General features: G+C 55.7%; 32 protein-coding genes and 2 tRNA genes. 15 read left to right on the forward strand and 19 right to left on the reverse strand.

Features of this window, described 5'->3' with window-relative positions; translation table 11 throughout:
* Positions 1-154 precede the first annotated feature (154 nt).
* Positions 155-231, forward strand: a tRNA-Lys gene (locus tag QB905_RS04865).
* 109 nt (positions 232-340) lie between these two features.
* On the opposite strand, the gene hspQ is transcribed toward QB905_RS04865, so the two are convergent.
* Positions 341-685: a heat shock protein HspQ gene (gene hspQ, locus QB905_RS04870; RefSeq protein ID WP_461781763.1), complete on the reverse strand. Its 345-nt coding sequence runs from the start codon at positions 683-685 to the stop codon at positions 341-343.
* Between the two features lie 284 nt (positions 686-969).
* Between hspQ and QB905_RS04875 the strand changes: the two genes are divergently transcribed.
* Entirely contained in the window at positions 970-2,223 is a 1,254-nt protein-coding gene (locus tag QB905_RS04875; protein ID WP_282973429.1) for a Ppx/GppA phosphatase family protein, read from the forward strand.
* Positions 2,224-2,340: 117 nt separating this feature from the next.
* Here QB905_RS04875 and QB905_RS04880 read toward each other — a convergent pair whose 3' ends face one another.
* Positions 2,341-2,646: an SCP2 sterol-binding domain-containing protein gene (locus QB905_RS04880; protein ID WP_282973430.1), complete on the reverse strand. Its 306-nt coding sequence runs from the start codon at positions 2,644-2,646 to the stop codon at positions 2,341-2,343.
* Positions 2,647-2,792: 146 nt separating this feature from the next.
* On the opposite strand from QB905_RS04880, the gene QB905_RS04885 reads away from it, so the two are divergent.
* The 3 genes from QB905_RS04885 to QB905_RS04895 all read left to right on the forward strand — a co-directional run bounded on the left by QB905_RS04885 (position 2,793) and on the right by QB905_RS04895 (position 5,597).
* Positions 2,793-3,986: a BaiN/RdsA family NAD(P)/FAD-dependent oxidoreductase gene (locus QB905_RS04885; protein WP_282973431.1), complete on the forward strand. Its 1,194-nt coding sequence runs from the start codon at positions 2,793-2,795 to the stop codon at positions 3,984-3,986.
* Positions 3,987-4,149: 163 nt separating this feature from the next.
* The gene (locus QB905_RS04890) at positions 4,150-5,454 is read left to right on the forward strand and encodes a tyrosine-type recombinase/integrase (RefSeq protein WP_282973432.1); all 1,305 of its coding nucleotides are present in this window, start codon (positions 4,150-4,152) and stop codon (positions 5,452-5,454) included.
* Between the two features lie 58 nt (positions 5,455-5,512).
* Positions 5,513-5,597: transfer RNA gene (locus QB905_RS04895), tRNA-Leu, on the forward strand.
* A 145-nt stretch (positions 5,598-5,742) separates the two neighbouring features.
* Here QB905_RS04895 and QB905_RS04900 read toward each other — a convergent pair.
* Positions 5,743-7,224, reverse strand: a complete 1,482-nt coding sequence (locus QB905_RS04900; RefSeq protein ID WP_282973433.1) for a DUF2971 domain-containing protein — start codon at positions 7,222-7,224, stop codon at positions 5,743-5,745.
* A 165-nt stretch (positions 7,225-7,389) separates the two neighbouring features.
* Positions 7,390-7,590: a hypothetical protein gene (locus tag QB905_RS04905; protein ID WP_282973434.1), complete on the reverse strand. Its 201-nt coding sequence runs from the start codon at positions 7,588-7,590 to the stop codon at positions 7,390-7,392.
* 464 nt (positions 7,591-8,054) lie between these two features.
* On the opposite strand from QB905_RS04905, the gene QB905_RS04910 reads away from it, so the two are divergent.
* Both QB905_RS04910 and QB905_RS04915 read left to right on the forward strand, forming a co-directional pair.
* Entirely contained in the window at positions 8,055-8,273 is a 219-nt protein-coding gene (locus QB905_RS04910) for a hypothetical protein (protein WP_282973435.1), read from the forward strand.
* Positions 8,266-8,586, forward strand: coding sequence for a hypothetical protein (locus tag QB905_RS04915; protein WP_282973436.1), 321 nt, complete (start codon positions 8,266-8,268; stop codon positions 8,584-8,586). The genes QB905_RS04910 and QB905_RS04915 overlap by 8 nt, the downstream gene beginning before the upstream one ends.
* 40 nt (positions 8,587-8,626) lie before the next feature.
* Here QB905_RS04915 and QB905_RS04920 read toward each other — a convergent pair whose 3' ends face one another.
* The 3 genes from QB905_RS04920 to QB905_RS04930 form a co-directional block, all read right to left on the reverse strand.
* Positions 8,627-8,905, reverse strand: coding sequence for a hypothetical protein (locus QB905_RS04920; RefSeq protein WP_282973437.1), 279 nt, complete (start codon positions 8,903-8,905; stop codon positions 8,627-8,629).
* Between the two features lie 509 nt (positions 8,906-9,414).
* A complete protein-coding gene (locus tag QB905_RS04925) occupies positions 9,415-9,819 on the reverse strand; it encodes a helix-turn-helix domain-containing protein (protein WP_282973438.1) in 405 nt (134 codons plus the stop codon).
* On the reverse strand, positions 9,816-10,061 hold the full coding sequence (locus tag QB905_RS04930) for a type II toxin-antitoxin system RelE family toxin (RefSeq protein ID WP_282973439.1): 246 nt from the start codon (positions 10,059-10,061) through the stop codon (positions 9,816-9,818). Before QB905_RS04930 ends, QB905_RS04925 begins: the two co-directional genes overlap by 4 nt.
* Positions 10,062-10,243: 182 nt before the next feature.
* On the opposite strand from QB905_RS04930, the gene QB905_RS04935 reads away from it, so the two are divergent.
* Positions 10,244-11,119, forward strand: coding sequence for a hypothetical protein (locus QB905_RS04935; RefSeq protein WP_282973440.1), 876 nt, complete (start codon positions 10,244-10,246; stop codon positions 11,117-11,119).
* Between the two features lies 1 nt (position 11,120).
* On the opposite strand, the gene QB905_RS04940 is transcribed toward QB905_RS04935, so the two are convergent.
* Positions 11,121-11,558: a hypothetical protein gene (locus QB905_RS04940; RefSeq protein WP_282973441.1), complete on the reverse strand. Its 438-nt coding sequence runs from the start codon at positions 11,556-11,558 to the stop codon at positions 11,121-11,123.
* A gap of 222 nt (positions 11,559-11,780) precedes the next feature.
* Between QB905_RS04940 and QB905_RS04945 the strand changes: the two genes are divergently transcribed.
* Positions 11,781-12,377 (forward strand): tyrosine-type recombinase/integrase, encoded by a 597-nt coding sequence (locus QB905_RS04945; protein WP_282973442.1) that lies wholly within the window; start codon positions 11,781-11,783, stop codon positions 12,375-12,377.
* A 44-nt stretch (positions 12,378-12,421) separates the two neighbouring features.
* On the opposite strand, the gene QB905_RS04950 is transcribed toward QB905_RS04945, so the two are convergent.
* From QB905_RS04950 to QB905_RS04960, 3 genes are all read right to left on the reverse strand, one after another.
* The gene (locus QB905_RS04950) at positions 12,422-12,760 is read right to left on the reverse strand and encodes a hypothetical protein (protein ID WP_282973443.1); all 339 of its coding nucleotides are present in this window, start codon (positions 12,758-12,760) and stop codon (positions 12,422-12,424) included.
* A gap of 185 nt (positions 12,761-12,945) precedes the next feature.
* Positions 12,946-13,290, reverse strand: coding sequence for a type II toxin-antitoxin system RelE/ParE family toxin (locus QB905_RS04955; protein ID WP_282973444.1), 345 nt, complete (start codon positions 13,288-13,290; stop codon positions 12,946-12,948).
* Positions 13,287-13,571, reverse strand: coding sequence for a type II toxin-antitoxin system ParD family antitoxin (locus QB905_RS04960; RefSeq protein WP_282973445.1), 285 nt, complete (start codon positions 13,569-13,571; stop codon positions 13,287-13,289). The genes QB905_RS04955 and QB905_RS04960 overlap by 4 nt, the downstream gene beginning before the upstream one ends.
* A gap of 199 nt (positions 13,572-13,770) precedes the next feature.
* Between QB905_RS04960 and QB905_RS04965 the strand changes: the two genes are divergently transcribed.
* From QB905_RS04965 to QB905_RS04985, 5 genes are read left to right on the forward strand one after another with little or no spacing between them, the layout of a single operon-like run.
* A complete protein-coding gene (locus QB905_RS04965) occupies positions 13,771-14,262 on the forward strand; it encodes a hypothetical protein (RefSeq protein ID WP_282973446.1) in 492 nt (163 codons plus the stop codon).
* An 11-nt stretch (positions 14,263-14,273) separates the two neighbouring features.
* A complete protein-coding gene (locus tag QB905_RS04970) occupies positions 14,274-15,011 on the forward strand; it encodes a hypothetical protein (protein ID WP_282973447.1) in 738 nt (245 codons plus the stop codon).
* A gap of 23 nt (positions 15,012-15,034) precedes the next feature.
* On the forward strand, positions 15,035-15,292 hold the full coding sequence (locus QB905_RS04975) for a hypothetical protein (RefSeq protein WP_282973448.1): 258 nt from the start codon (positions 15,035-15,037) through the stop codon (positions 15,290-15,292).
* An 11-nt stretch (positions 15,293-15,303) separates the two neighbouring features.
* Positions 15,304-16,884 carry a type IV secretory system conjugative DNA transfer family protein gene (locus QB905_RS04980; RefSeq protein WP_282973449.1) on the forward strand — a complete coding sequence of 527 codons (1,581 nt, stop codon included), beginning with the start codon at positions 15,304-15,306 and terminating at the stop codon, positions 16,882-16,884.
* Positions 16,881-17,426 (forward strand): hypothetical protein, encoded by a 546-nt coding sequence (locus tag QB905_RS04985; RefSeq protein ID WP_282973450.1) that lies wholly within the window; start codon positions 16,881-16,883, stop codon positions 17,424-17,426. The genes QB905_RS04980 and QB905_RS04985 overlap by 4 nt, the downstream gene beginning before the upstream one ends.
* A gap of 173 nt (positions 17,427-17,599) precedes the next feature.
* On the opposite strand, the gene QB905_RS04990 is transcribed toward QB905_RS04985, so the two are convergent.
* Positions 17,600-18,364, reverse strand: a complete 765-nt coding sequence (locus QB905_RS04990) for a hypothetical protein (protein ID WP_282973451.1) — start codon at positions 18,362-18,364, stop codon at positions 17,600-17,602.
* Entirely contained in the window at positions 18,361-19,086 is a 726-nt protein-coding gene (locus QB905_RS04995) for a hypothetical protein (RefSeq protein WP_282973452.1), read from the reverse strand. The genes QB905_RS04990 and QB905_RS04995 overlap by 4 nt, the downstream gene beginning before the upstream one ends.
* A 135-nt stretch (positions 19,087-19,221) precedes the next feature.
* Between QB905_RS04995 and QB905_RS05000 the strand changes: the two genes are divergently transcribed.
* The gene (locus QB905_RS05000; RefSeq protein WP_282972822.1) at positions 19,222-20,568 is read left to right on the forward strand and encodes an IS1380 family transposase; all 1,347 of its coding nucleotides are present in this window, start codon (positions 19,222-19,224) and stop codon (positions 20,566-20,568) included.
* A gap of 134 nt (positions 20,569-20,702) precedes the next feature.
* Here QB905_RS05000 and QB905_RS05005 read toward each other — a convergent pair whose 3' ends face one another.
* From QB905_RS05005 to mobQ, 6 genes are all read right to left on the reverse strand, one after another.
* On the reverse strand, positions 20,703-21,149 hold the full coding sequence (locus QB905_RS05005; RefSeq protein ID WP_282973453.1) for a hypothetical protein: 447 nt from the start codon (positions 21,147-21,149) through the stop codon (positions 20,703-20,705).
* Between the two features lie 27 nt (positions 21,150-21,176).
* Positions 21,177-22,469, reverse strand: coding sequence for a hypothetical protein (locus QB905_RS05010; RefSeq protein ID WP_282973454.1), 1,293 nt, complete (start codon positions 22,467-22,469; stop codon positions 21,177-21,179).
* A gap of 55 nt (positions 22,470-22,524) precedes the next feature.
* Positions 22,525-23,184, reverse strand: a complete 660-nt coding sequence (locus tag QB905_RS05015; protein ID WP_282973455.1) for a hypothetical protein — start codon at positions 23,182-23,184, stop codon at positions 22,525-22,527.
* Positions 23,185-23,204: 20 nt separating this feature from the next.
* The gene (locus QB905_RS05020; protein WP_282973456.1) at positions 23,205-23,735 is read right to left on the reverse strand and encodes a hypothetical protein; all 531 of its coding nucleotides are present in this window, start codon (positions 23,733-23,735) and stop codon (positions 23,205-23,207) included.
* A gap of 284 nt (positions 23,736-24,019) precedes the next feature.
* A complete protein-coding gene (locus QB905_RS05025; protein ID WP_282973457.1) occupies positions 24,020-24,478 on the reverse strand; it encodes a hypothetical protein in 459 nt (152 codons plus the stop codon).
* Entirely contained in the window at positions 24,468-25,460 is a 993-nt protein-coding gene (gene mobQ / locus QB905_RS05030) for a MobQ family relaxase (protein WP_282973458.1), read from the reverse strand. The genes QB905_RS05025 and mobQ overlap by 11 nt, the downstream gene beginning before the upstream one ends.
* Positions 25,461-25,596: the final 136 nt, after the last annotated feature.

The following is a 25,596-nucleotide window of genomic DNA, read 5'->3' on the forward strand; positions in this document are numbered from 1 at the left end:
TCTGCATATACCTCAGTTTCGGCGTAAAAAAGCAATATCCAAAATTTAGAGACTTTTTGCCTGTCCCGCGCTTGCGAAACGTAACAATCCCCTCTATGTCGTCCGTCACGTTTGATCTTACCTTTTCGGGGCGGTCAAGCCTGACGTCTTGTGAGAGCCCGTAGCTCAGCCGGCTAGAGCATCTGACTTTTAATCAGAGGGTCCTGGGTTCGAGTCCCAGCGGGCTCACCAAGACGAACAAAACCTCCGCCAGTTCTGTCACGCTATGGCAACCAAGCCTGCATGGCAAAATCGTGGCGCATGGGTTGCAATCCGCATACAAATTCAAAAAATTCTGGTTTCAGTTGGCGATGCGGGCCTTGGGCAGGTAGCGGCCATTTTCAAACCGCTCAAATATCAGGCCCATTTGCGGATGCTGGAGGGGCTGGCCGGTGTCGTCCGGGCTCAGATTGCCTTCCGAGGCATAGGCCACATAGGCGCTGTCGCCATTGACGGCGAGCAGATGATAAAAGGGCTGATCCTTTTGCGGCCGCACGGCTTCGGGAATCGCCTGCCACCATTCCTCGGTATTGGCAAATTGCGGATCGACATCGAAGACAATGCCGCGAAAATCAAACAGACTATGCCTGACCACCTGGCCGATTCCGAATTTCGCCGCGCGTTGTCCATTCATATGGCCGGTCATGGGGTCGAATCGCATCCTTCATGATATGTGCGTTTTCATCATGCACCTATTCGCGGCCAGCCTTCATCGCCCTTCTCCAGTCGGTTGTCAGCCCTTACGCATTTTTCATGCAGAAGCCGTATGGCCTGCGCCTGATGCCAGACGATTAAAGGCGTGAGGCTGCATTTTCAGGTTGGCAGTCAGGGCAACGCGCCCTAGACTGAAAAGTGAAATGAACTCCGGCCACTTTTCGGTCAGCAGTATTGTGCTGCTAGGGTTCACCTATAAAAAGCGGGGTATGAGCCATGTCGGCTCCCTCAGACAGGCAGCGCGGCAGCGGTGCCAGACGACGCCATCCTTCCGTGTCCGCGCCCGCCGCCGACAGGGATCAAAGCCGCCAAAATCCTGCGGGCCAAAATTATGGCCAAAATTATGGGCAGACGGTTTATGCCGCGCTCGATCTCGGCACCAATAATTGCCGCCTGATGATTGCTTCGCTGCATAATTCACAATTCCATATCGTCGAAGCCTTTTCACGAATCGTGCGTCTGGGTGAAGGCCTGGCCCATAGTGGCCAACTGCATGATCACGCGATGGACCGTGCGATCAAGGCGCTCAGGATCTGCGCCGAAAAGATAGAGCGGCGCGGCGTGGCCCGCGTCCGCGCCGTGGCCACTCAGGCGTGCCGCATCGCCCATAATGGCCAGGCTTTCATTGCCCGCGTCGAACGTGAAACCGGCCTCAAACTCACCATTATTTCACCCGAAGAAGAAGCGCATCTGTCCGTCATGGGGTGCGCTTCCCTGCTCGATCCGCGCGAGGTCAGCCCTGTGGCGAAAGCGGCCCTGGTCATGGATGTGGGCGGCGGCTCAACCGAACTGAGCTGGGTGGAACTGGAAGATGACAAGGCCGCCCCCCTGGACGGCGAATCGCAGTCCACCGCGCTCCATGTACAAAACCAGGCCCAGACGAGCGCCCTGCGCACCAGTCGGCGCACGCCAAAGCCACGCCACTGGATTTCCATGCCCGTCGGCGTGGTCAATCTGGCCGAACGTTTCCCGGAGCCGAAAGACAATGCTGACGGTGACAAAACCAATGCGTGGTTTGAAGCTATGGTTCAGGCCGTGATGGCCGAAATTCACGATTTCAAGGCTCCAGAACCCCTGCGGCCGCATTTTGACGCAGGCGCTGCCTATATTGTCGGCACATCGGGCGCGATCACCTCGTTGGCCGGGCTTCACCTGCGCCTCGAACGCTATGACCGATCAAAGGTGGACGGCCTGTGGATGCGCAATGGCGATGTGCAGAGGGTTATCCGTCAATTGCTCGACATGGGCCATAGCGGACGCGAACGCGAGCCCTGCATTGGCCGCGACCGCGCCGATCTGGTGCTGGCCGGTGCGGCGATCCTCGAAGCCGTGCAGCGCCTGTGGCCGTGCGAACGCCTGCGGGTGGCCGACAGGGGCCTGCGCGAGGGCCTGCTCCTGTCGATGGCGCACCGCAAGACGCGCCGCCGCCGTCGGCGCAAACCGGCGGCAGCGAAGCAGGAAAAAGCCTGAAAGGCTAGAGCAACGAGCGTTTAATTTGACTTACAAATTGAATGCGAGATGCGGAAAAACGTAAAATGTAGAGCGGTTTGCATGCCTTTGACCGATTCAATCAGAATGCAGACCGCTCTAACCCTTGACGATCTGGGCCAGTTTCTGCGCCACCGACATATCGCCCTGTATCTTCATCTTGCCGGTCATGAAGGCCATCATCGGATCGAGCGCTCCGGCATTAAGCGCCATCAGATCATCGATCGAAATCTGGACAGTGGTATCGGCCTCGCCGTCCGTATTGGTGACGCTGTTGGGCACATTGCGGCCATCGATCAAGATCTTGCCGGCATCGCCGAAATCGATCTTGACGATCTTGCCAAGGCCGGAATTTTCACCCACGGCAGTGGAAATTTTCTGGGTGATGGTTTCGAGATCGGACATGCGCCACTCCTGTGTTAAAGCCTTATGCCTATATCGGAGAGCCTTGAACCGATTCAATCTCCTCGTTCAAGCGTCTCAGGCAAGGGCTGACCTTAACGTAAGTTTTTCACCGGGCAAGTCATAGCCTGAGGCAAGTTGGAATAAATATGAAGACGAAACACGATTTTGACGTAGTGGTGCTGGGCGCGGGCGCGGCGGGCCTGATGTGCGCCATCGAGGCCGCACGGCGCGGGCGGCGTGTGCTCGTCATCGACCATGCCGCCAAGCCCGCCGAGAAGATTCGCATCTCCGGCGGCGGCAAGTGCAATTTCACCCATTTGCACACCGCGCCGAAAAACTTTCTGTCGGACAATCCGCGCTTTTGCATCTCGGCGCTGCGCCGCTTCACCCCGCACGATTTTCTCGATCGCGTCGTCCGGCGCGGTATCCCCTATTATGAAAAGACCGAAGGCCAGCTTTTCTGCGAAAACAGCGCCCATGACATCATCACTATGCTGCTCGACGATCTGCACGATGGCGGCGGCCAGCTTCGGCTCAATACCTCGGTTTCCGAAGTGGCGCATCACGACGGCGGCTTTACCCTGACCACCACGCGCGGCAAAATCGCCTGTGCAAAACTGGTCATGGCCACGGGCGGACTGTCGATCCCCAAGATTGGCGCCACCGGCTTTGCCTATGAGATCGCCCGTCAGTTCGGCCACACCATCATCGAAACCCGCGCAGGCCTGGTGCCTTTCGCGCTGGGCGACGACAAACTCGACAAGCTGGCGGGCCTGTCGGGTGTGTCGCTGACCGCTACGGCCAGCCTCGGCAAAACGCGCTTCACTGACGGATTTCTGTTCACCCATCGCGGCCTGTCCGGCCCGGCTGTTTTGCAGCTTTCCAGCTACTGGCGCACCGGCCAGCCGGTCAGCATTGATCTGATGCCGGGCACCAATGCCGCCGAATGGCTGCGCGCCCGCAAGGCCGAACGCCCGAAGGCCAGCCTGGCCACCATCGCCGCCGAAGCCCTGCCGAAACGTCTGGCCGAACGCTGGCTGGAGATGTTCGCCCTGCCCACGGATGCGCGCATGGCCGACCTGCCCAACAAAACACTTGATGTCTTCGCCGCCGCCCTCAATGCCTGGACTTTTACGCCAATGGGCACCGAAGGCTATCGCACCGCCGAGGTGACGGTGGGCGGCGTTGATACGCGCGCGCTCTCCTCGCAAACCCTGGAAAGCCAGATCGTGCCGGGACTGCATTTTATCGGCGAATGCGTCGATGTCACAGGCTGGCTTGGCGGCTATAATTTCCAGTGGGCCTGGGCTTCGGGCTGGGCGGCGGGCCAGGCGGTTTGAAGATGCCGGGTGCGCCAAAGTCTGGTGCGGATGAGAGGACTCGAACCTCCACGCCTTGCGGCGCTGGAACCTAAAGCCAGAACCGCGAGGCCAAAATGTATAAAATACTCTATAAAATCAAACACTTTTTTACTATTTCCGTATTATTGTGTCTGGACACAGTTTGGGCACAACGCCGGACACGGCAAATTGGAGGGCTGGCAGAATGACAACCCACACGATGTTCGATGGAAAACTTCAGGTTTATCAACGCGATGGCAGCCGCGTGTGGCAGTGCGCTGCCCGCGTCGGCGGCAGGCGCTACCGGCAATCCACAGGTGAAGAGAATTTTGCCACCGCGAAGCAAATGGCCGAGGAATGGTATCTCGGTCTGCGCGGTAAGCTGGCGGCGGGGATTATCGAGCCAAAGTCAAAGGAGCGCACATTCCGCGATGCGGCGCGAGAATATGTGGCCGAGGTCAGCGTCCTCGCCGTCAGTTCCAGAAGCCCCAAATACGTCGAGTTCATGAAGCTGCGTATGAACCGGCACATCATTCCTTTCTTCGGAGACAAGCCCCTTCCCGAAATCAATAAAGGCCTCGTTCAGACCTACCGCGTGAAACGCGCCGAAGAAACCATTGCGAAAACCGGCAAGCCCCCTGCCCGCAGCACCATGCTGCAAGAGATCGTCCATATCCGGCAGGTGCTGAAATTTGCCGAGGGCAAGGGCTGGATACCCTACGTCCCCAGCCTCGAAACGCCTTACCTCACCCAGACTAAGCGCGGACGCCGCGCATGGTTCTCTCCCGAAGAATACAAACAACTCTACACCGCCACACGCGCCCGTATCACCGAGGGCAAGCGTCCTGGCTGGAAATCCCATTACGAGGACATGCACGATTTTGTGCTGTTCATGGCCAACACGGGCCTTCGCCCCGACGAAGCTGCCAACCTTGAAATCCGCGATGTGCTGGTGGTCGATGATTACGGCACACGCGAGACCATCCTTGAGATCGACGTGCGCGGCAAAGTCGGCACTGGCTATGCCAAAAGCATGAACGGGGCCGTTCACCCGTTTGAGCGCCTGAAAGCCCGGCGACGGGGCGAACTGGAAAGCCAGTACCCGGACGAAAGCCGCGAGCAAATCGACAAACGCTTTGCGAAAACGCGCGTCTTCCGCCCCTTCGACCGCGACATGTTCAACACCATCTTGCAGGAGGAAGGCTTAAAGTTCGACCGCGACGGCCAACGCCGCACAGCCTACAGCCTGCGTCATACCTATATTTCAACGCGCCTGATGGAAGGCGCAAGCATTCACATGATCGCCAATAATTGCCGAACCAGCGTGCAAATGATCGAAGAGCATTACGCTGCCCATATCAAAGATCGACTGGATGCCTCGATGCTGAACGTCATGCGCCCGCAGCGCCAACGCAAGGCATCACACCGTAACAAGCCTGAAAACCCTGAAACCTCCCCACCAATTTAATGAGAAAACCTCAGTAAGGCTTGCAAATCTCTGATGTTTCTTTAAAGCGTCAACCCACGCGGCTGTGGCGGAATTGGTAGACGCAACGGTTTTAGGTACCGTCGCCGCAAGGCGTGAAGGTTCGAGTCCTTTCAGCCGCACCACTAAAAATTTTGGCCCAGCGTGAACGCGCCGGGCCTTTATTTTTGGGCAGAAGGCGGAACCGCCCTGCCCCCTTCCCGCGAAGGCTGCCCGAACGGGACAGCCGGTGGCCACCAGCGCGACGAACGGGGCGCGGCCATCGTATTACTACACAACCTTTTCTGGTTCTATTTTGGGAGTTAGCAATCTCAAAGGTAGGTCTTTTATTTTACCACTGCTCTGGCAGTAGTAGGCCTGAGAAAATTCAAAACCTTCCCGACGATCTTGCACGCACTTGCGCTCTATAATCCGCATAATTGCCAGCTTTTTATCCGCTGGCGTATTTATTCCAAAAATGATGCCTTCCAAGTCATTGAAATCATATATTTTGCTGCGCGTTTTCGGGTCGCTATAGTCATGGAAGAAACCGTCCATTAACAACCGATATTCCTGCTCGTAAGCCCAATCCTCTGTTTTTGCGGTAATCGTGGTTTTAAATGAACTCCAATAACTGCTGCGCCATTTGTCATGTTCGGAAAACACGTCATCATGGCATGAGCTTCTTTCGCCGTTTGATCCCACATACCAGGTCGCATTCAGCTTCGGGATAGGCAGCTTGCCAATGGACCTGAAGAAATCAACAGCAGGGCGAACGGTCTTGTAGGTAATTTTCTCAAATTCCATGTCAACATTGGAAATGTAAGTCTGGGGATTGTCTTTTCCGCCGCCGTAACCGGTGATCATCGGTAGCGGCAATGTCTGCCTTTCTTCCTTTTTATGGGTACGAAATTTTAGGCACACGCCCGTATGATTCTCGCTGTAATGGCCCCAAAGAGAAGCATTTTCAAAGCTGGCAGAAAATGACGCCGTGTACCATGCCGGGTAAATCAGGGTTTGAAGCTGAAGGACATATTCGTTCGGAAACTGATTCACGAGGAACAAAAGATTGTCGAAACGCTGTCCGGGCAGCGGTGAATTGAATCGTTCGATCAAATTGAGCTGTTCGACAATCGCGGTTTGACCGGCGAGGAAACGCTCAGTCCCATCGGGAACGTCAGGGTGGCGCTCTTCCAATTCGTCCAGCATCTGGCAGAAAGCGGTCGCCGTAACCTCGCTAACCGGGCTGACGAACGGTCGCCCCGCCCGAACAATTATGCGGTTTTCCTCAAACACGTCGAGAATGCAATTGAGTGCGTCGATATGCGTTCGCTTAAGGTGCATCGCCAGCTCATTATAGCGGACCGGGCTGCGTCTTTTGGCCAAGGCGGCAGGATAGCCGATCACGCTAGGCGAGTTGAAAAATCGTTCGCATATTCTCTTGTGGACATTTTCAAGCCTGTTTGTCGGCAGATCGGATGGACTTAAGAAAACCAGAATATCGCTACGGACGATTGCTCGTTCGCCCCCGGCGAACGAAAATAAATCAATGATATCCTCTAAACAGAGAAGGTAGTGCTTGAGGAGATTTTCCCATGCAATCTGGTCTCCGTTCCAAAAAATATCTTTGAAGCCTTCAACGGGATCGTTCAGCTCTTCCGGTGTCGCAAAATAGATCGTCTGTTTTTCGAGTTCGCTTCTTCCGTGCTCATAACCCTCATCAACGCCAAGGACGGCGTTTAAAGAGCGAAAACGGTATAAAAAATCAGTCATAAAGCGTCCCTTGTTGGCGCCATCCTATGATCATCGCAGTTGTATAACAAGGTTCCCGGCCTTCACTTTGGCCGGAGTGATGTGATGAAAGCTGCCAGCGCTGAAATCAGGTTCGCGATTGAGGCGATTAACAGGCTTAGCTCATTATAGGCCATATTGCCCTCCCTAGCGCTGTTGCGCGGATGTGCCGGACGGCCCATTCCGATGCAGGATGGAGCGGCGGACTTTTTCCTGATTAGCAAAGCTGGCCGGGCGTTGCCGGTGACCCACCTTATCGACCCAGCTTTCGGTTTCTATGATGAAGTACAGGGCTGCAAGCTCGATCAGCGTGCAGGATTCCAGTTCGATTGTCGTCAGCCGTTCCATATTCTCTCCTTGCGTTATAAGCCGCGACCATCGCGGCCATGCGCGGGAACCTGCGCCGATGGGCGGCGGCGGCATCGGCACGACCGCAACGTCAGAGTAGGAGCGCAACGCGCTTGCCGCCCGAGCCGCCCGAGGCGCTAAACCAAGCCAAGGCTGCGATCTTCGCGCTTAAACGCCGGAAATACTGAAACCGCTGAGACGGTGGGCCATGCCTGCTGTCAGGCTGGTGCGCCATGCAGCTCAACCTTCATACGTGGCGCAGAACCAAAGCGGGCTTCGACAGGTGAGTGTTTTGACTTAGGCCCGCCGACATTCAACCCGGCTCGTTTCCGCACCCTACGGGTTTGTGCAACTCCGCCCCCTCACGGGCGCTAAAGCGGGGTATGACTGCCGCCTCTATGGCCTGCATCTGTAACTCCCCATGAAGCCGCGAATGGTTCGCGGCGGAAATGAAGGAGATCGACATGGCTAAATCCCAACCTACCAAACAGACCGGCAAAAAGCCGACCCACCGCCTCTACCGGGTTACCGGCGACGGCGAAAATTCCAGTTGGACACCCATTGGTGCCGCCTGGCTGCATCAGGACGGCAAGGGCTTTAGCATCAGTTGCGATGCCGTGCCGCTACAAGGACGCATCGTTATGCGCCGCATCACCGAGCGCATGGAGGCGACCCATGCGTAAGGAGCGCGCCATCGTCACCGAAACCATCGACTGGCAGGGCATCACCCTGTCAGTCACCTTTGAGCCGGATTATCTGGGCTTCAACCGCACATCGGAATGCGCCCTCTCGCATTTGCAGGTGGAGAGTATCACCCCGGCCCGTAGCCCGTTGCCGATCACCGAAACAGGCTATCGCTCGCATTTTGTCCATCCCAGCGCCATTGACGAGCTGGGCGGCCCCGTAGCTTACGTACTGGCTTGGTTGGATCAGGCAGCAAGGAACGAAGGGTGGCGCGCACATCAAAATGCAGCAGCCCAACTATCCCTATGGTAACGGTCACAAATACTCCCTACTTCACACAGACCCGAACAACTTATGTTTTAAAGGAATGTTTGCATTCTTTGCAGCGCCAGCCACCAATTCCGGGCGTCCATTTAATGGCGGTATAGCCCAGTTTTGCCACGCCCAATCCAAGATGAACCAAGCCCTTAAATGGCATTCTAGGAGGCATCCGCCAGACGGTTTGGCTGGCATTCCTTAACTGTCGCTCAATGGTAGAATCTCCATCTCTCTCGCTATCGCCATTACATTTCGGACATTTTGGAAACAACATTTCGGCCTCCTGACTTTGAGCAATGTCATGATGGAACAAGAAGAGGCGCTTACAAAGAGACCTCTGAATGTCACTAAACTGTAATACCTACAACCGGTTGCGATGCTATAATTTGGGCATGGCAATTGGTGAAATAGTGGATGGAATTGGGAGTTGGGCTAGCTGGGCAGATTCAGTGGCCTCAAGTCGTGATGGTAAAAGCAGCGGCCCGATAAGCCGCTTCGTAGCCAGTAAACACGGTTTAATACTGATTTCAAGCGCGGTCGCCGGGGTTGGATTACTGCTGTATTATGAAAGCAACAAAGACAAATGGCGGCAGAAAGCCAATGCACGTGATTCATCAGATTTCACGACGTCAGCGCGTTAAGCTTACCCCATAAATAGTCAGCGGTTGCGCCGCCGCTAAGCAAAAATCAGCCAAATCTAGCGCCACACGGCCTATGCGCTCGCATGGCTCAACGAAGCGGCCAAATTACCGGAGTGGCAATTGAGCCAGGATGTCGCGCGACAACTGTCGTTGTTTTCGCAAATGGGCAGTTAGGCCCGTCCTACTTCTTTGCCTTGGGACGGGTCAGCGCAGCAGTTGAAGTCAGGTTATCAATGTCGCAGCCAAGCGCTATGGCGAGCTTTTTCAGCGTTGCGACGCTGCCATGCTTATGGCCAGATTCGATAGCGCCGATCATCCCGCGCGAAATCCCGGACGCCTGCGCCAATTGCTCCTGCGTCAGCTCGCGGAACTCCCGCCAGATTTTGGTTGGGTTCTCGCCAGCAAGGCGGCGAGAGATGATGGTGAAAGGCACCATTTCGTCCTCGCCACGTTCAACACGCGCAAGTGCTGCTTCCAGCGCACGGATGTCATCGCTCAGTTCCATTTCGGCAAGCACCTGCTCATATTCCCGCACGGGCACGAGCGCAAAGGTCTTGCCGTTCTTCGTAATCAGTTCAAAGCTCATTTGTAGATACCTCCTCGTGCATCGATTTCCAGAACCAGCATCACCAGTTTTTCGTCTTGGACCTCGTAGATAATCCGCCAGTCACCCACCCGAAGCCGGTAACCCGTAGTGCCCTGCAATTTCTTCAAATTGTTGTTGGGGGCATACGGATCTTTAGCCACTTCAAGGATTTTGCCGACAATCCGCTTCTGCAAATTGACGGGTAGACCTGAAAGCCGTCTATCAAAAAGCTTGGTGGTCATGACCGTGTACATGTGCCATTGTTACCATAAGAAACATTGGTGAGCAAATAGAATGTTTCCATAAGAAACAATTCGTCGGGCCAAACAGCAACCGGTAAGCAAAAATTAACCAAATTTTAGCGGATAATGCGGTATTATATGGCATGTTTAACCCGCGAAAAGAGTAATCTATTACGCCCCAAATGACAGACGATGCCCCGTTACCGGCTCGTCCGGCGAAGCCGGAGGAGCCGCAGGCTAGCCTGCGCGAACATTTACAACGACAGATCGACAGCGCCCATACCGCACTGGAAACCCAGCTAGCCGAACTCCAACGTACCGGCCTGCTCGCCAGCCATCCGGCCCTGGCCGAAGAGTTACGCGGCCAGCTTCAAATTCTCCATTCCCTCAGCCAATTCCTGCCTTCTGCCCCGGCATCGGCCCTACGGCAGATTCAGGCGGAAGTGGCCACATCTGTTACCGCAGCCAGCAATCTCACTCAGCAGGCGCAAAGTGTCGTCGCCACAGCCGAAGCAGGCCATGTCATCGCCCACATGGCCGAGCTTGCCACCGCCCGCGACGAGGCACGGCGCACCACCGACGACTTCCTGCATGACTTCTACGAAAAGCACCTGTTCGATGCCTACCTGACTTTCAAATCGCCGGAGGATGAACGCGCCTACCACGAGCGCGAAGCCCAGCGCAAACAGGCCATCGAGGACGCGAAGGCCGAGAACACACCGCAGGGTGATTTGAAAGCGATTGAATTGGCCCAAGCGCAATTGAAGGACGCTGGCGTACATGGTGCCGACCGCAGCCCGCTTTTCAAAGACACCAATGCACAGCTTGAAAGCCGCCGTTTGGCGCTTCAAGGCGCAATCGAGCACACCGAACACGAGCAGAGCGTTCAGCAAACGCCAGCAACGGCATCATTGCAGAATACGCCGCCTGACTCGCCAGTTGACCCACAGATACTGGCAGCCCTGAAAAATTCTGGTGTCACGTTGGCTGACCAAAAGCAGGATGGGCATGGTGTCACGGTGGATGCCTCTATTCTTGCCGCGCTCGGGCGTGCGTAGATTACATCAGCCCATAGGCCCTGCATTCTGCTGAAACGCGGGCGAAGTATCCCGGCTGATTCATCAACCGTGGCAATTCGCGATCCATAGCTGCTTTATAATCGTCGGCAATGCGGTCGCCGGAATAACCCAATTGCTCCCCGAGCTTGTTAGCGATGTCATGCGCGCGGCTGGCCTTGCCTTCGTACCTGGAAGCCCCCTCAAGGTCATGAGCGTCTCGGCGGTCGAATTCAGCATGGCCGCTAGCGACAAAGCACTTCATCGCCAATTCGTATGCTGCCTGCGTCTTACCATCCGAAGAAGATTGCGCCACCGCTGGCGTAGAAATCGCCAATCCCAAGGCGAGAGCCGCCACTGTATGGCGGCGGAAATACTGGAAACACATGTAGGTCTTTTCCCCGTGCCGGAGGCCATGTCCGATAGCCTCGGACAGGCGCATCCTGCCCGCTGCATCTCGACGGGGAAAAGTAACATTATGCTAATAAAGTTGCGTCCAAACGCTGCTTACTGTTTTGATTTCATGTAGGTTTTAACTTGTACGAACACTATGCGCTTCAATTGCGGCAATAGTCCGCCTTTGGCTGTGAGCCTCGGTTTTTCGGCTCCGTGGGTTGCAACTTTATTAGCATTGCGTTGCAGCCCGGCGCAGCAAGGAGGCAGAATGAGCGGATCATTCAATCGTGGTGACGACATGGCCCTGTTCAGTCTGGACGGCCAGCGCAAATATCTCTGCCGCAGCGAAGGTAAACGCTTCCTTCGCGCCGCATCGGGTATGGACGATGGCACGCGCCTTTTCTGCCATCTCCTGCACTTTACTGGCTGCCGGATCAGCGAAGCGCTGGAAATTGCCCCGCGTCGTCTCGACGTAGAGGGTAAGCGTGTTGTCTTTCGCACCCTGAAACGCCGCAAACGGGTGTTTCGCGCCGTGCCGGTGCCCGCACCCCTGATGACAGGCCTCGTACACCTCAGCCGCAACCACGGCCTTGATGAACGCCTATGGAGTTGGTGCCGACAGACGGCATGGCGGCGTGTGAAAAAGGTGATGGCGGCGGCAAGTATCGACGGGCCGCAGGCCGCGCCGCGCGGATTGCGCCACCAGTTCGGCGTTCAGGCGCTACAAGCCAACCTCCCGCTCACCGTGACCCAGCGGCTGTTGGGCCATGCCAGCCCCGGCACCACCGCCATCTACCAGTATGCCACCGGCGACGATGAACGCCGCCTCATGCACCGCATGTGGCGCGGTTGGGGAGAGAGCTAATTCCTCTATGAGCTTTGCTTCGCTTCACGGTAAAAGCGCGGCTTCTAACGGGCTTGAACTGGCGCTTGCGTTGCAGCGCGCTCGGCCTGAACCCTGCTGGCCCACGATGTTTGCTGTTCGGGTTTCTTACGGGTCGCCAGATAGATACCCCCGCCAATAACGGCAGTAGCCGCCACAATCGCCGCCACCTTGCCGCCACTGATGCCTTTGGGCAGCAACGATCCACCTGCCAAAGGTGTCACAGATGGCTTAGGGGCAAATGCTTTTACAGGTGTGGCAGAACTGAATGAGAGCGTCGAGCCGCTGGCTTGTGCTAAGGCACTGCCATTACGCTCGGCTAATAGAGCTTCAAGCGGCGGTCGGGCTGTAGCTGTGTCAGTCATGGCTCAATATTAGCAAATTAGCCCCGGTTCCGATGTTACAGTTTGGTGAATTATCGCAACGTTAGGCGGCTGCCAGTGACACTGGCAAGCGCGTTGCGCCGCTCAAGCACCATTTCCACTGCTGGGCGGCGATGCTCGGCAACCCACAGTTTGATGAGTGCGGTCGCGTTACGCAGACTGCCGAGCTAATCGACATCCCTCGGCAGATGGCGCGCCAAATCCATTGCATCATGGAGGATGCGGATGACCTCAATGATATGATCGTCGCTGGCGCGGTACAGGATGAAATGCCGCGCACGTTTACCGCGCCGTGCGATATGGTAAGTGCGCAAACCTGTGTGAATCTCATCACGCATTGCGCTGCCGGGTATGTTCGGGCCATGTTGCAACGCCACCAGCGCATCACGGATGAGCTTTCGATAGCCCGCTGCCTGACGCACTCCGAACTGCTCTTCGGTATAACCTATGATCCGTCGAAAATCGATTTCAGCCGGTGCGGTAAATCGAATACGCCAGATGATGTTGGTCACGGATGTTTCGCGGAGGCATCGGGGGCAAGCGTATCGAGATACGTCCCAAGCGCTGCACCATGTTCAAACGTGCGATATTCTCCCCGTTCCAGGGCACCAAGGCCAATGGCAGCGGCGGCGCGTAGGGCAGCAAGTTTGGCCGCATCTTCCGCCTCGCGTTGCTCGACCAGCCGCAGCCCCTCGCGCATCACTTCGCTGGCATTCTGATAGCGGCCACTCTGCACCAGCCCAGCAATGAGATGCTCTTGATGCTCGGTCAGGACGACATTGCGTGTGGACATAAAATCTCCTCGTAAAGAAACCTTACCAGAATTGGCATAGTATGCCAATTGAAATCACCTCGCGCTCTGAACACGGTTAATTTTCACCCCTCGCGCGGACTTTGGGTGCATCACCACAGGTTGAATCGTCCATTGGATGTATGGATTCGACCTGCATCTTGCGATGGCAACATCTTTCCTCAGTGAGAGGTGAATTCATATGTCGCAAGCCCAGACCCAAATGCTCATGGCCGCACTGTCGATGGCAGCGCAGGTCGCCACACAGAAGATCGGTGCCGACGTCAACCGTCAGGAAATGGCGTTCGCCGTTGAGCAACTTGCCCATGAGCGCGGCTTGTTCGACACCAAGGCTGGCATTATGCGCGACCTGATAGGCGCGCTGGTCGAGAAGCGCATCGATGCAGTCAAAAGCGGCTTCGATGCGGTGCTGTCCCTTTACGCTGAGCAAGCGCGCCATTTCATGGAACAGCAGCGCAGCTACGCCGATGCCGAATTGGCCACCACCGACCCGCTCATGAGCGCCCGACTGCGCAAACGCCTGGGCGAGACAGACATCGAACTGCGCAGCATCCGTTCCTCCGCCCGCCAGCTCTACGGCCAGATGAATGAGATTATCCTGCGCCTCGGGGGCGAAGCGCTCACCATCAGTCCCGACTTTGCCATGACATTATCGCTGCCAAGGGGAATGTAATGACGGTTCATATGGACGACAAGGAACGCTACCGCCAGCTACGCGGCGCATGGGGCTGGATATTCCTTGGGGCATGGATGGTGCTCTGGTGGATGAAACTCAGTGCGGATCGCGCCCATGCGCTGACATTGCCATGTCCTGAGAATTTCATGAACTCAGCGCAGGATTTGCTCCTCGGCAAAGGCAGCGCCTGCAAGGCAGGCATTGATGCCGCCTTTTGGGGCGGCCTGTTCATGGCGCTCATCTTCTCGCCCCTGGGCTTCGTCGCCTCGCACTATTTTGCCAAGTGGCGGATTGAACAGGCAGCATCAGAAGAAGAGCGCGCCGCCCACCAGCAAGAACAGGCGCGCCAACAGGCCAATGCCGCCGCCATGGCAGAAATGGGCGCGCGGTCAAAATCCGAAGAACAATCCAATCGCGTATCCAATGACCGGTTTGAGCTTATCACCCGCATCGGCGCGGTCGATGACCAGCTCGTCGTGCTGGCCGATGAGGCAGACCCGAAACGCATCAAGCTCATCAAGCTCAACCTGATGCAGGCGCTACGCGACATCCATGCCAAGTTCAGAGATGAAGAACTACGCGCCATGCACGCCAGTGACAGCGGCATCGCCAGCCGCGTCACCCGCACACTGGCCGAGATGCGTAAGCTCAACCTCGAAGGTTCCCGGCTTTATGACGATCTGGCCAGTATGTTTTTGGCTGAGGATGACGACCAGCCATCTGCCGATGGTGCCGTCACCAACTGAGATAGACCCGAAGGAGCACTGCCATGTCCGGTTTGTTTGCCCGCCTGTTTGAAGAATTCGGGCGTGCCATCGAGGATATCCGACACAAGGCCGTCGAAGAAGGCTGGTTTGGTCGAGAGGTAACCGGCCAAGCGCCGGGTGCAGATAGCGCGGAAAGCCCGTCGGAATCCTTAGGCTGGGATATGCCGCGCGCTTCCTTCGATGCGCAATGGGCACCCGCTGAGAAAAAGCAGGACATTGAACCGGCCAAAGAGGCACCAGAACCCGACATCGACCGTTAAGGGGAACCGCCATGTTCAAGGATTTCATCGGCAATCTGGACGCGCCATTGCTGCGCCTCTCCGCGAACGACCACTTCACCCTGCGCGATGCCGTGCAGGGCGTGCATATCTTCGGCGGCATCGGTTCCGGCAAAACCTCCGGCAGTGGCAAGGCACTGGCCTCAGCCTATCTACGCGCCGGTTTCGGCGGGCTGGTGCTGGCCGCCAAGCCGGATGAGGTGGAGCTTTGGCTCAAATACGCCAAGGCCAATGGCCGCGCCAATTCCGTCGTTCTGTTCGGAGATCGTGGTGGTGGCGGTTTCAACTTCATCACCTACGAACTGGCGCGTCAGGGCGCAGATGGCATGGGCAGTGTCGTGGAATGCCTGATGCGCATCCTCGATGCCGCCCGCCACACCAACCCCAATGCCAGTCGCGGCGGCGAAGCCTTCTGGGAAGATGCCACCCGGCAAGTGCTGCGCAATTGCCTGCCTATCCTCTACGCCGCCACCGGCACCGTGCGCATCCCCGACATCATCCGCTTTGTCGCATCCGCCCCCACCAGCCTTGCGCAGATCCGCGATGCGGATTGGCAGCAAAGCTCTTTCATGTTTCAGGCGTTGCGCCAGGCGCGTACCGCGCCGGTACATGCCTTGCCTGAAGACGAGTTCGACAAGGCCGGAAGCTACTGGCGCGATGAATACGGCCAGCTCGACAACAAGACCCGCAGCAATATCGCCATCTCGCTTTCAACCGCCCTGGACAGGTTCAATCGTGGGCGTCTCTATAGTGCCTTCTGCACGGAAACCACGTTGGTGCCGGAGATGACTTTCCACGGCGCGATCATCATCATGGATATGAGCGCCCTGACCTGGAATGAAGACGGCATCATCGCGCAGCAGCTCTTCAAATTCATGTGGCAACGCGCCGTCCTGTCACGCAACGGCCTCGAAGACCGGCACCGCGAGCGCCCGGTGTTTCTCTGGGCCGATGAAAGCCAGTATTTCGTCAATGCCTTCGATACCGATTACCAATCCACCTGCCGCTCCGCCAAGGCCTGCACCGTGTTCCTCACACAGTCCCTGCCGACCTATTACGCCAAAATGGGTGGCGATAACGCTAAGCACAAAGCCGATATGCTGCTGGCCAATTTCGTCACCAAAATCTTCCACAACAATGCCGACCCGGAAACCAATCGCTGGGCCGCCGACACCATTGGCCGCTCCATACAGCGCCGGGGCAGCTATAGCGAAGGCCAATCATCCGGCTATTCCCACGGCATGAATGCCGGTGAAAACCGTAGTTTCGGCACCAATTCCTCCTTCGGCTCATCTTCCGACAGCCGAGGCGGCTCCTCCATGTCATCCAGTTCCGGCAGCAATGCCGGTGCCGGAGATAATTGGGGCCGCAATCGCGGCATGAACAACAGTGAAAGTCAGTCCAGCGGTTACAGCGAAACCATGGATTACGAAATCGAACCTGCTGCCTTCGCCCACCACCTGCGCACCGGCGGCCCCGCAAATCAGCGGCTAGTCACCGGCCTGTGGTTTCAGGCAGGCAAGACGTTTGGCGACACCCACCGCAACTATCTGCATGTGAGTTTCCAGCAATGAAACAGCCCGGCGCGACCGCATATCTCTTCGGCAATCCTTTGAGCCTTTTAGCGCTCGTCCTCGCCATGTTCTGTACGGGCTACAATGCCCTCACAGGCAACGGCTCTGGCTGGCTGGCCATCGCCGCACTGGTCGCTGTCTCCTACAGCGTCAACAGCAGCCGCCAGATCACCGCCTACGCCCGATGGAAACGCGAATGGGATGCCATGAGTGGCAACCCGCCACGACAGCCGCTCTATGCTCGCCACCCATGGCTGCGCTACGTGGTTGGCGGCAGCGCATGGGTGTTCGGGGCATGGATGGCGTTCACCACCACGGACCGTGCCCTACAGTGGGCTGTGGCGGTGTTCTGGCTGGGTACGGTGCTGGGAATAGGCGTGCTGCTGTTTCGGCTGGCGAAAAGCCTTGGCAGGAGTGTGAAACACGCCATGCCGAAGCAGAAAATGGTAGTGACAGTTTGTCCGGTGGTGCCTATGCGCTCAATGAATGCATCGGATGCGTGCCAATTGCTTCCGAATTACTGCCGCAGCTTATTGTCTTAAAGAAATATCGTCTCAATTGAGGCCGTTGTCCGAACCGAATAACGTTGTAGAGACGGATGTCGCCTACCAGAGGTGCTACGGATAGGGTTTCAGGGCGCAAACTGATTTGGCTCTCTAATAGCCTCCAACCCATCCTTGTATTTTCAATTGCTCACAAATTTTAGGAAAGGTTCCTAGTGTATACTACGCTGGTTCGTTCGAGCTTCATCTTCAGTAGTTCTCGTCGCCCGGTCCCTTTCTCGCCCCCCGAAATACATTGCCAGCCCACCTAAAGCCGTCAGTCCAACCCCGGCCAAGAAGACCGTGATTGTTCGACGATCTATCCTTCGCAATGAAGAAGTTTTTTTTTGAGCAGCTTCTTCCATTATATGGGAAGCCTCAGCAATTACAGCTTGGCTTGGGCGACCTATATGCGCGCCATTAGAATCAATAATCACCAAACCCGCAGGCTTTTTGGACGCAAGTTGGGCAACGGTTTTGTCCCATAAAGTTTGGGGATTAGTCAGCCGTTCGAAGTTAGGAAGGTGAACACCGTCAATATGGTTCAAAATGCGCCGTTCAGTACGCGCCTGCTCTCCCAGTCTTCGGAGGTCGGCAGTAATTTGCCCCTCCAATTGCTCCAGCGCCGAGGTGGAAGGCAACGGAGTTCCATGGGGGGCCGAATAGGAAAGGGTAAATTCCAACTTCCGCCCCGCGCTATCAAGTGCAATTGGATGTCCCCAGCCAAGATAATCTCCGACGAATGCACGCCGCCCCCAAAAACATCTGTCCTCCGAATGGCCTACAAACCATGCCTTTGGAGGCAAACCTGCATGACGTATTGCCTTCCCAACACCACTATCTACAGACGAATCGATGGCATCAAATTCATACTCTCGGCCATTGGTGGCAAAGCAACTATACAGCAATGGCTTCCAAATCATTTCAATGTCCTTCACGATGGCCTTAACGGCAGCACACCTTCCCCGGAGTCTAAATCGAATTCATGTTTACCTCCACCAAAATAAATGAAATTCACATCTTTAGTGGAAGACTTATTAAAGGCGTGGATTGACGTATTTGCTATGTACTGAAAGGAACGCTCTCGAATACCTTGAAAATTTGCAGAATTCTCTGCATTATTGGCCCTTCGCTTCCATGCGCCCTCTGGCATTTCAAATATCTCTGCATCTGCTTCAAACCATCCGATAAAATTATCTAATATGCCATTATACCTTGCTCCAATTTCTCTGGCGCGCGCTCTCGCCATTTGAACTTCGTGGCCTTTTCTTTCGCCCTCATGATATCTTGACGCAGATAAGGTGCCGAAAGATAAGCAAAAATCGAATGGCGCAACGATGCAAAAGGGATCGAATTCCCCTCCCTTTCTGTTGTGGTCGCTTATAGGGCCTGGGTCGATATTCTGACCGAGACTAGTCCCTGTAATCATCACAGGATGCCTATGGTTTTCTTCAAAAAAATATGAAAATATCTGCTTGATGCGATCATGGGCTAACTTGACTAATTCTGCATTATCGCCATCCAGCAGACCAAGGGTGTCGAATTTAGTCATACAAAACACGACAGGGACACCAATCTTCGAGAATTTCCGCGCCAGTGATGAGCGGATAGAAGCTGTGATTAGACTCTCTATATCGTCAGGACTTAGGCGTCCCTTCATCTTATAGACACTAGCCGCTCTTATTCATGGTAGCGGCAAAATGATGCAGCGGGTGTAGCGTAAGGCTTTGTTTTGGCATAGATTATGGGTGTCGAATCCTAAATCATTTCCAACACCGCCGGTGCCACACCCGCCATGGACCAGATTACCGATCTTCCGTTCGATTTGCCAAGCGTTTCGCGCAAGAAAGTCACGGCTGCTTTCGATGGCGGTCGTATCAGTTCCGACGGCGGCGTCATGCTTTTGTCTGCCGCGGAACGCCAGATCGGGATCATCGACCGGCTTTGGCGGCTCATTCCAGACCGTCGCAATCCGTTGCTGGTGACACACTCGGTGGCGTCAATCTTGAAGGCTCGGATCTTCGCCATCGCCTGCGGGTATGAAGATGGCAATGACCTGGGCTCTCTGCGCACCGACCCTGCGTTCAAGCTCGCCTGCGGCCGTCTTCCCGAGGAAGGCAAGGATCTGTGCTCGCAACCCACGCTGTCGCGTTGGGAGAATGCCCCAGATCTTCGTAGCCTGATCCGGCTGACCTACGCCCTGGTCGATCAGTATTGCCATAGCTTTGGCTCGGCCATCCCGGCTGAGATCACGCTCGATATCGACGACACGGTCGACGTCGTCCATGGCCGCCAGCAGTTGTCGTTCTTCAACGCCCATGAAGGCGAGTATTGCTTCAAGCCTATCCACGTCTACGACGTGGCCACGGGTCGGCCGGTCGTGGTCATTCTGCGGCCAGGTAAAACACCTTCCGGCAAAGAGGTGCGTAGCTGGGTCCGCAAGATCGTGCGCCGGATCCGCAAACACTGGCCCAAAACTCACATTACCCTGCGCGGCGACGGGCATTACGCCAGACCCGAGGTCATGGCCTGGGCCGAGCGCAAGGGCGTCGACTATATCTTCGGACTGCCCGGCTCCAAGCCCTTGCATGCCAAGGTCGAAGCCTTTGCCGATCATATCCGTGTCGTTCGCGCCGAACAGCAAGCCGCCGCCGTTCGCGGCTACACCGAAGTCCGCCATGGCGCCCAATCCTGGGGGCGCGAGCGCCGCGTCATTGCTCGTATCGAAGCCACGCCGCTTGGTCTCGACAACCGTTTCGTCGTGACGTCCCTGGGCGATCCCGATCCTGAGACCCTATACGCCAAGCTCTATTGCGCCCGGGGCAATGCGGAGAACTTGATCAAGCTGCACAAGACCCAGCTTAAAAGCGACCGCACCTCCTGCCGTTGCCCCCTGGCCAACCAGATGCGTCTGATCCTCCACACCGCCGCCTATTGGCTCATGCTCACCGTCAGGGATCAAATCCCAAAGGCCCACAAGCTGGCGACCGCAGAGTTCAATACCATCCGGTTGCGCTTACTGAAGATCGGCGCCCGGATCACCGAGACGTCTCATCGCATCAGGATCGCCTTCGCCGCCGCTTGCCCAGAGGCCAGTCTCTTCCGTCACATCATGGCCGCGCTCAAGCCCGCACCTGCATGAAAAATGGGGCTATGCCCCAAAAGCCGCCGCCATCACCATCAACCCCATCGGAGAAAAATCTGGTCCAGCGCGTGGCGAAAAACACGAAGCGGAAAAACGCGTCTCGGCATAGGCCAACCTAAACGGCAACCCGGTCACAGGAACCATGAATGGATCGGGCTAGCAGACGCGAGCGCGCCGGAATCAAGTAAAACGATAAAGGCGTCACAGGTTTCTAGCTTCGAAACTAATTCCAAATGCAGTGTTAAACTCTCGATGCCTTTAGCTCCCCTTAAAAGGCCGCCTGGAAAATCAACAATAGTGACATCGCAACCCGTGTAGCCGTCAGGGGCAGAGGCCCCAAAGACATATTCAGTGACTAAATCGCCTGTTTTGAGCGGAAATCTCTCCGGAACCGACAAGTTGACATCTACTAAATTGTTAAAACATTGATTGAACCAGCTTCTTTGCAGTGGGTCCTTGACGGTAAATTTCAATGGATAGGTCTTGTCGTTATTCCGATCATTGATCAGCACCGAATATAAGGCGACGAGGTAGGATGTTTTTCCGTTTTCTTCCGGTGCCAAAAGCCCAATACGCATAGACTTACTTCCCCCAATTCATATAATTTAGCCGCCTGCCGCACGTGCCATTTCGTGAAGCGTCATCTCGTTGCTTGGCGTAGCAGCGGATGCAGTCCGCGTCAGTTCCATGCCACGTATTTTTTGCAGAGCTTCCTGTAACGTGCTCGCTGGGCCGACTTGATATTGAGCCATAATCTCATCGATCAAGTTTGCATCGCCATTCAACCTTGGCGCAGTTGCCATATGGCAGCATTCTAAGGCGACTTGCACAAGCTTTTCAGCCTGCTCCTGATCCCCAACTGAATAAGCATCTAGAGCACCTTGTGCAGCAGCTTCGGCGGCAGCCAATGGTGCCCGTTCGGCCACCTGATAGATAGTCCCTACATAGGTTTCAGATAGTAAGGTCAGCACATCGGACGCGGTAGCTTCCCCAAATCGGTCAGCTACGATTTGCAGTGGCAGCGCCCGCAGTTTTGAGCGGGTGCCGAAAAATGATTGCCTGGCGCTTTTCCTGCCATTGAGTATTTCAAATCGCGCGATAAGACCTGTGGTAATAGCTGTGAGAACATTCGATATATCGTTGATAAGGTCCTCTTTTTTTTCCACTTTAAAGCTAATAGTGCGGGAAACTTCTCTCTCGACCTCATCACGAGCACACAACCACCCCCAAGAATAGACCTCAAAATGTATGTAGGGAAAATCGTCCGTACCTACCTGGACGACCGCGCAAGCTTCGCTCTTGAGTTCTGAAAAGAGGGTTGCCGTGAACGCTTGCCCAGGCACCTTAATCGGCTCATTCGTCCAATCGTAAAACAAAACATGTGGATGCAAATTTGCATCTACGAAACGACGACAACGCCCAACACCCCGCCCAATATTACCCATATGGACATTGGCGTTAAGGCGCCCATCATCGTATACCGTGACGGTCTCCCCGTTAACAGTTCTCTGGGTCGGAAAAGGGATTACACTGACATCCGCCACAACCATTATATTCAAAGGGCTATTGGAGAGCCGTGATGCTCTGACGAAATTGATTGCCGATGTAGGCACAGGCCAACGGTGCAAGTGGTCTTGATAATGACGCGCCTCAATATCCGCGTTCTTAGTGCGGTCTTGCAATTCTTTCCGGTTCTCGAATTCATTCCTTAGCTCTTCACGGCGAACCTCATCTTGATTTAATTGCCGAATATGCGCTTCACGAAGGTGGTTCGTCTGTTCGAAAAGGTGATCAGTTTGAGCTTTTTCTAGCTTCGTCTGCCATAAGTACTGAAGTAGCCTTACGCCTATCGGGCCAAACGCAAATCCTGCCCCTCCAATGCCGCCAATTCCTGCCATAGCGTCCACTTCCCACCTGGAAACTTACTCAATGATACCGGTCACTAGAAAGAGTCTAAAAATCATATGCCATGGTTCCCGGCTCAATGGGATCGGCGATGGTGCCAGAATCATGCAGAAAAATATGTAGGTCGTTCGTCCCAACAGTTAGTGGGCCACCGACGTCGTTTACGCAATCCTGACTGTATACGACCGGCGCAGTTATCAAATCCAGATCCGGCACTATCCATGTCGCTACCGGATCGGTATCTCCCATATTCGAGACTGAATGATCGTAACTGGATGCATCCGCTCGACCGACAAGCCCAGTCGCGGCATCATCGTCGTGGATCGTCACAACTGGCTCGGTCGACATAGCAATGTGCACAGGATAAGTCGTAACGGGCTTCCAAAAATCATTGTCGGATGATTCTGTGAGCAGCAGACCATCCTCGGGCAAAACGTCACTCGGCCCAGATGCCATTAGCGGCGAACTTGTAGCTGACATTACCTCTGGAACTCCGACCTCAGGCCTATCCGCATCAAGTATCTCAGTGAGGTGCAACTGCTGCAAACCGTAATCCATAGCGCTTCCAGTTGCAGCAGCTATGTAAGGTGCGGCGAATGCGACTGGTGTTTCGTGGAGCGCGCTGTCCACTACGACAGCAGCAATGGCACCAATAGTACCATTAAGTACAGCTTCGCCGTTATTGCCTTGTTGAGCCGCAACCGCCATTTTACGAACCTTACTACCGCTTAGTTACTAGAGACTGAGCCACTATCCGACGCGCCCTCATCATAGCCCGACGTTGAGTTATCAAAGATAGAGGTGTCAAAACCTACCGACGAGACGATATCAAAACCAGAGATTTGAAACGAGGGATTGGAATAATCAGGCTCCGTCAGGCTCTCAAAGACCGAACTTCCGCTCGAATCCACTGAATCAGGTGATGACACCGGTGCCTCCGGCGGAGGTGGCAAATCGTCAGGTAGCGGCGCGAGCACACCTTGGACAGCGGCATCCGATATGGCGTCATTCAAATCGGAAAGAGTGTGGCAAACGTTATCCCATCCGCCGTTCAACATCTGATCGCGCACCTCATGGTAGGTGGAATCCCCCGTCACCGCTCCAACAACGGTTCCAGCAACCCCACCTATGTACGGCACTTCCAATGCAGGGGTTCCAGCTTCAACACCGCTAGAAATACCTGAAAGGATACCTATTCCTTCGCTCGCAATTGGAGCGTAAGACGAGCAATCGGTATAGAAATTGTCGTTGTCGGCCATTTGAGCATCCATCTGCTACTGTAAGCCGGTAAAGGATGCGCTTGAATGTGACCTCAGCGAAATCACGTTGTGTAACCTGCATTCACAGATTCTTGAAGCTTCGCTTTAGGTAAGATTTTTAAAATTGCAGTTGACTTAGGAGTTAGCTGGCGCGCCGGGAACCCCGGTAATGTTATTTCGGATGGTCAAAAGTCTAAATGAAGGCATGAATCGCGCCATGTCGCAGTAAAAAATGACAGTGGCTGCGGTTCTGCTGGTCCAAGCGGAACTCTTCATCAGATCAATTATGGTCTCACCACTTCGATTCTCTCGACAACTGGCTCCAGTGAAGGCGGCGACGGCCAGATGCGGGGGTTATATTGCTGGATGAAAGTCGCCATGCGGCGCGTGAGCTTCTGGCGCAGGTCGAGCAGGCGTTTGCCTTCAATGACCACGATGGCATCTGGCAGCATCAGCTTGAGCATTTCGTCCCCCACGAACCCCACCTGCATCAGGAAGCGGTATTGGAAGACAAGCCCCTCCGGCACATCGGTGCCGTTCACCCATGTCCGCACCTCGCAGATTTCGCCCACCGTGTTCGACGGCATGAAACCATAGGGTTTGTAGAGGCCGCTGCCGACCGTCGCCTCTTGCGGCGGTTCGGCATCCGCGACAGGCTTGGCCTGCCCCTGTGATACGCGGTCGAGGAAGGACGGGCGCGCAGGCGTGCGTCCGCCAAAAAGGGCGTCAACATCATCGTTCAAGCGGCACCTCCGGGATGTCTTCTTGTGGTTTTCGGAACGAGGCGGCGAAACCCTCCGCCATGTCGGCCAGCCGCAGCACGAACTCCGCCAGCTTCACCGGGTCGCGTGACTGGTAATGCTCGACCTCCTTGTAAAGGTCGGCTCGCTTTTTGATCGCCACCCACTGGGTGATGCGCTCCTTCAGATAGTCATACGCCTGCTCAATATGGCGGGCGATGCCCAGGGCGATTTCCGGTAGGCGGAAAATGCCCTGCTTCTCCAGTGTGCGATGGTCAATCCGCGCTTCCGCGCCTGCCGCCTCCAGCGCACGGTTGGCATATCCTGCCCATTGCGCGCGCCATACATGCACATTGCGCAGCGCCTCCGTTGCCTCCAGTACATCCTTGTCCTCCGGCAGGCCGGTATCGTTGAAACGCTTACGCGCATCCGCCACCATCCGCGCAATGTCGGGGCGCTCGTTCCAATCGCGCTCCTTGTGCGATGAGAAGCCGGTGTCAGAATTGGCGTCCAGCCTGCGCAGCGTCAGCAGCACATGCGCATGCGGCTGCTCCTGCCCGTCCGCCGCCTTGGGGCTGTGGATGGCAACATCCGCCACCATGCCCTGATTCACGAACTGCTCGCGCACGAAACGGCGCACAAGGTCTATCTGTTGATCCTTGCTCAGCTCACGCGGCAGGGTGATTTCAATCTCCCGCGCCAACTGCGCGTCCGCCCGTTTCTCGGATGCCTCCACCCGGTTCCACAGTGTTTGTCTGTCGAATACCCACGGGGCCACTTCCCGGTTGACGGGGCTCATGATCTCAGTATGAACAACGTCCGGCTTGTCGAACTCGAACCAGCGCCCCTGCGCCTGATCATAGAGCTTCTCGCCGGAGCGGTAGGCCGCAGCGGCAACCGCTGAACGCCGGGTCGCCCCACCCGGTTTGGGGGCTCGGCCAAGGGAACGCGAATGCACCTTGAGCCGCAAATGGTAGATGGCCAAAACTTTACTCCCTTCCAACGACAAAAGTTAAGAAAGGTCACATGTGTGCACTTATACATCGCAAGCGACGTGCACTCTAAAAGAGGACAATTAAGGGTTGATTATTGTCATTGGTTAACAACTTTCAAGCGAAAAT

It is taken from the genome of Asticcacaulis sp. EMRT-3 (assembly GCF_030027245.1).
GTDB lineage: Bacteria > Pseudomonadota > Alphaproteobacteria > Caulobacterales > Caulobacteraceae > Asticcacaulis.

Coding starts and splice junctions, on each gene's coding strand:
- QB905_RS04945 (WP_282973442.1), top strand. CDS start 11,781: ATGAGCGGATCATTCAATCGTGGTGACGACATGGCCCTGTTCAGTCTG.
- QB905_RS04940 (WP_282973441.1), bottom strand. CDS start 11,558: ATGCGCCTGTCCGAGGCTATCGGACATGGCCTCCGGCACGGGGAAAAG.
- QB905_RS04885 (WP_282973431.1), top strand. CDS start 2,793: ATGAAGACGAAACACGATTTTGACGTAGTGGTGCTGGGCGCGGGCGCG.
- QB905_RS04985 (WP_282973450.1), top strand. CDS start 16,881: ATGAAACAGCCCGGCGCGACCGCATATCTCTTCGGCAATCCTTTGAGC.
- QB905_RS05015 (WP_282973455.1), bottom strand. CDS start 23,184: ATGGCGGTTGCGGCTCAACAAGGCAATAACGGCGAAGCTGTACTTAAT.
- QB905_RS04915 (WP_282973436.1), top strand. CDS start 8,266: ATGCGTAAGGAGCGCGCCATCGTCACCGAAACCATCGACTGGCAGGGC.
- QB905_RS04900 (WP_282973433.1), bottom strand. CDS start 7,224: ATGACTGATTTTTTATACCGTTTTCGCTCTTTAAACGCCGTCCTTGGC.
- QB905_RS05000 (WP_282972822.1), top strand. CDS start 19,222: ATGGACCAGATTACCGATCTTCCGTTCGATTTGCCAAGCGTTTCGCGC.
- QB905_RS05005 (WP_282973453.1), bottom strand. CDS start 21,149: ATGCGTATTGGGCTTTTGGCACCGGAAGAAAACGGAAAAACATCCTAC.
- hspQ (WP_461781763.1), bottom strand. CDS start 685: ATGACCGGCCATATGAATGGACAACGCGCGGCGAAATTCGGAATCGGC.
- QB905_RS04970 (WP_282973447.1), top strand. CDS start 14,274: ATGGACGACAAGGAACGCTACCGCCAGCTACGCGGCGCATGGGGCTGG.
- QB905_RS04935 (WP_282973440.1), top strand. CDS start 10,244: ATGACAGACGATGCCCCGTTACCGGCTCGTCCGGCGAAGCCGGAGGAG.
- QB905_RS04905 (WP_282973434.1), bottom strand. CDS start 7,590: ATGGAACGGCTGACGACAATCGAACTGGAATCCTGCACGCTGATCGAG.
- QB905_RS04965 (WP_282973446.1), top strand. CDS start 13,771: ATGTCGCAAGCCCAGACCCAAATGCTCATGGCCGCACTGTCGATGGCA.
- QB905_RS04910 (WP_282973435.1), top strand. CDS start 8,055: ATGGCTAAATCCCAACCTACCAAACAGACCGGCAAAAAGCCGACCCAC.
- QB905_RS04960 (WP_282973445.1), bottom strand. CDS start 13,571: ATGTCCACACGCAATGTCGTCCTGACCGAGCATCAAGAGCATCTCATT.
- QB905_RS04875 (WP_282973429.1), top strand. CDS start 970: ATGTCGGCTCCCTCAGACAGGCAGCGCGGCAGCGGTGCCAGACGACGC.
- QB905_RS05010 (WP_282973454.1), bottom strand. CDS start 22,469: ATGGCAGGAATTGGCGGCATTGGAGGGGCAGGATTTGCGTTTGGCCCG.
- QB905_RS04950 (WP_282973443.1), bottom strand. CDS start 12,760: ATGACTGACACAGCTACAGCCCGACCGCCGCTTGAAGCTCTATTAGCC.
- QB905_RS04995 (WP_282973452.1), bottom strand. CDS start 19,086: ATGAAGGGACGCCTAAGTCCTGACGATATAGAGAGTCTAATCACAGCT.
- QB905_RS04880 (WP_282973430.1), bottom strand. CDS start 2,646: ATGTCCGATCTCGAAACCATCACCCAGAAAATTTCCACTGCCGTGGGT.
- QB905_RS04980 (WP_282973449.1), top strand. CDS start 15,304: ATGTTCAAGGATTTCATCGGCAATCTGGACGCGCCATTGCTGCGCCTC.
- QB905_RS05020 (WP_282973456.1), bottom strand. CDS start 23,735: ATGGCCGACAACGACAATTTCTATACCGATTGCTCGTCTTACGCTCCA.
- QB905_RS04930 (WP_282973439.1), bottom strand. CDS start 10,061: ATGACCACCAAGCTTTTTGATAGACGGCTTTCAGGTCTACCCGTCAAT.
- QB905_RS04975 (WP_282973448.1), top strand. CDS start 15,035: ATGTCCGGTTTGTTTGCCCGCCTGTTTGAAGAATTCGGGCGTGCCATC.
- QB905_RS04925 (WP_282973438.1), bottom strand. CDS start 9,819: ATGAGCTTTGAACTGATTACGAAGAACGGCAAGACCTTTGCGCTCGTG.